Genomic DNA, 2,909 nt, shown 5'->3' with positions numbered 1-2,909 from the left:
AAAGACAAAAACCAAGCCGGACCGCGAATGAGGACTGCCGGCCAGAAGTCGTCCGGTCAACAGGTCATAAAGTCACAATGATTTTCATCTAGCAAAGCGAACTTAAAATTACTGAAGCGGCTCAGTTAGCCGCCGTCATTCGGCTGCGCCGGAACTGCGGCTTCTCGATCTCATCCAGCAGGGCCACGGCGTAATCTTCGGCCGAGATGCTGCTGTTCCCCGCGTCGTCCACCACCAGTTGATCCCGACCGGTTCGGTACCGCCCCGTCCGCTGCCCCGGTTGGATCAGCGCCGCCGGCGCGAAGAACGTCCAGTCCACGTTCGCGGTACGATAAACCTCATAAGCGTTGATGTGGGCCTGCGCGATCGGCTTCAAGAACGCCGGGAACGTCGGCGTGTCGATCACCCGCAGCGCCGGCCCGACCTCCAACCCGCCGGCCCCGCCCACCACGACCAGCCGCGGCGGCGGCTCGGCCGCTCCGACCGCCCTGACGAGCGTTCGCGCCACGTCCGCCACTTGCCCTTCCCGCCCCTGTGACGGGGCGAACGCGCTCACCACCACGTCCGCCCCTGTCACCAGCGACGGCACACTCGCCGGGTCCGTCAAGTCGCCCCGCACAACATTCAGGCTGGGCGACTGAGCGGTCACCTTCGACGGGTCCCGGGCCACCACCGTCACGGCGTGCCCGCGGTTCAGCGCCTCGGCCAGCACCCGCTGCCCGATCATACCCGTCGCCCCGAACAACACGATTTTCATCACCGGCCCTCTGTAACAAGATGAGTTACAGTACCGAGCAAAAAAACACCCCTTACGAAGATTCCGCCCCGAGCCGGCCCAGAAGGTCGGCCACACTCGTGTCGGCGAGCGAGTCGAGGAGGGCCGTCTCGGCGGCGCGGAGGGTCGGTTCGAGCGCGGCTTGAATGCCCCCACCGACCGGGCAGAGCGGGTTCGGGTCGCGCGGGTGGAGGGCGAACAGCGCGTCCGGTTCCACCGCTTTATACACCGCCCGCAGGGTGATCTCCGCGGCCGGCTTCGCCAGCCGCCCGCCCCCGCCGGCCCCTTCCTGGGTGACGACCAAACCGGCCCGCGCTAGCGCCGCCAGGATGCGGCGGATGACGACCGGGTTCGTGTTCACGCTCCCGGCGATGTACTCGGAGGTGAGCGCCCCGTCGCTCCGGGCGAGGAGCGTGAGCGCGTGGGCGGCCACAACGAACCGACTGCTCCGCGTCATCACTTGCCCTCACACAACGGCCCCGGCGACCGAACCGGCGCCGCCACACGTCAGGCGGCCCGGGTCCGCAGGTACGCCTTGGCCGAGTCGGCCATCGTGACCAGCGCCGCCCCCATCATGATCGCGTCCTTGATGACCAGCCGCCCGCGCCCGCTCAGGTACGGGAACCCGTGCTGCGCGTCCCCGAGCGCCGGCACCCAGCTTTCCGGGGTGGTGACGAGGAACGAGAGCGTCACGAACGACATCGCGAAGACCAGGAAGCTGCCGACCGCCGCGACCTGCGGCAGCCAGGGGTGCAAACAGAGCAGCAGCCCGTAAAGGACGATCACCGCGCCCAGGCCGTAGGCGAACTCGTAGGTCCGGTTCGTTTCGTGCCACGCCCGGTTTTCGGGCACCAGCTTGCCTTCCGGGTTCATGTGCGATTGGTAGTGCGCGGGGTCGGCGTAGAAGAAGCTCATCGCGGGGCTGTTGGCCACGAACGGCACGATCCCGTCGGCCTCGTACCGGAACGCCTTCAGCCCGCCGATCCACAACAGGACCACGATCAGCGCGACCCGGGTCACCGCCACCCCAAGCCGGTCCGCTCGCGCCGCCAGTTCAAACAGTTTCCGCGATTTCATTGTCGTGTCTCCGAGTGGAGCTTTCGGCGCCCCCGCCCCCGGTCCCTCCGAGTGCGTCGGCCCCTACGACTGAATGATCCGCACGGCCGGCCGGTTGGAGAATGGACGCCCGGCCCGAAGACATGGACAGATTGCTCCCGCCTCGGACCGCCGTCTCGAAGTCGCGGAAGTAGCGTGGAGAAACGCCGGTCGCCTTCTTGAACAGCCGGCTGAAGTACAGTTCGTCGCCGAAGCCCACCTGCTGGGCGATCTCCTTCACCGGCCGGAGCGTGTGCAGGAGCTGCCACTTCGCGTGGGTGAGGACGCGGCTCCGGATCAGGTCCGTGAGGGTGGTGTTGAGGTGCTCGCGGACGAGCCGCCCGAGCACCTTGGCCGTCACGTGGAGGGCGTCCGCGTACCGGGCCGGCGCGTGCCAGGTGCGATAGTTCTGCTCGATCAGGACCGCGAGCCGGGACAGAACGGGGTGCCGGTGGGCCGTCGCGGTTTCACAGCCCGCCCCGCCGCCGGTCTTCAGGCGCGTGGAGAAAATCAGGAGCACCTTTAGGTAAGCCAGCGACGCCTCGACGTGCGCCAGCCCGCGCTCGGTTTGCTCCCGGCGGATGCGGGAAAACAGGCCCGAAACTTCGGCCGCGGCGCCGTCGTCGAGCGCGACCAGGGGAACGCCGTAGGGGTCGTTAAAGAGGGCGCCGCTGCACCCCACCTCCGCGTGGAACGTTTCGACGCAAAGGAAGTTGGCGTGGAACTCGATCACCTCACCGCTAACGGGCTGGTCGGCACTGAACCGCACGTACTGGTAGGGGACGAAGAACAGCAGAGACGGGGGGCCGAACGGGTGGTGAGCATCGCCGGCGGCAACGGTCCCCGAACCCGAGTCGATCCGGTAGATCGCGAAACAGTTCGTGCGGGCCGGCTCGTGCGCGCCGCCTTCGATACGCACCCCCCGCACGCGCAGGGCCTGCCCGCCGGTTCGCGGGTCGTAGAAGTCGGCCCCGGAAGGGTGTGAGTCGTCCATGCGGCGGTTCCTGCTGCCGAGCTATCCTATCCGGCGCGGGTGCCG

4 protein-coding genes are annotated in these 2,909 nt (G+C 67.9%); all 4 read right to left on the bottom strand.

Annotated elements, in window-relative coordinates:
- Positions 1-121: 121 nt before the first annotated feature.
- Genes R5W23_RS06330 through R5W23_RS06315 form a run of 4 tightly spaced genes read right to left on the bottom strand, consistent with a single transcriptional unit; the run spans position 122 to position 2,864 of the window.
- The gene (locus R5W23_RS06330) at positions 122-757 is read right to left on the bottom strand and encodes an NAD(P)-dependent oxidoreductase (protein WP_320685605.1); all 636 of its coding nucleotides are present in this window, start codon (positions 755-757) and stop codon (positions 122-124) included.
- 52 nt (positions 758-809) lie between these two features.
- A complete protein-coding gene (locus tag R5W23_RS06325; protein WP_320685604.1) occupies positions 810-1,232 on the bottom strand; it encodes an Rrf2 family transcriptional regulator in 423 nt (140 codons plus the stop codon).
- Positions 1,233-1,282: 50 nt separating this feature from the next.
- Positions 1,283-1,852 carry a DUF417 family protein gene (locus tag R5W23_RS06320; RefSeq protein ID WP_320685603.1) on the bottom strand — a complete coding sequence of 190 codons (570 nt, stop codon included), beginning with the start codon at positions 1,850-1,852 and terminating at the stop codon, positions 1,283-1,285.
- Positions 1,830-2,864: a helix-turn-helix transcriptional regulator gene (locus R5W23_RS06315; protein ID WP_320685602.1), complete on the bottom strand. Its 1,035-nt coding sequence runs from the start codon at positions 2,862-2,864 to the stop codon at positions 1,830-1,832. The genes R5W23_RS06320 and R5W23_RS06315 overlap by 23 nt, the downstream gene beginning before the upstream one ends.
- Positions 2,865-2,909 lie beyond the last annotated feature (45 nt).

Source organism: Gemmata algarum (assembly GCF_034097035.1).
Taxonomy (GTDB): Bacteria; Planctomycetota; Planctomycetia; order Gemmatales; family Gemmataceae; genus Gemmata; species Gemmata algarum.
This window is presented reverse-complemented; position numbering and strand designations above follow the sequence as displayed.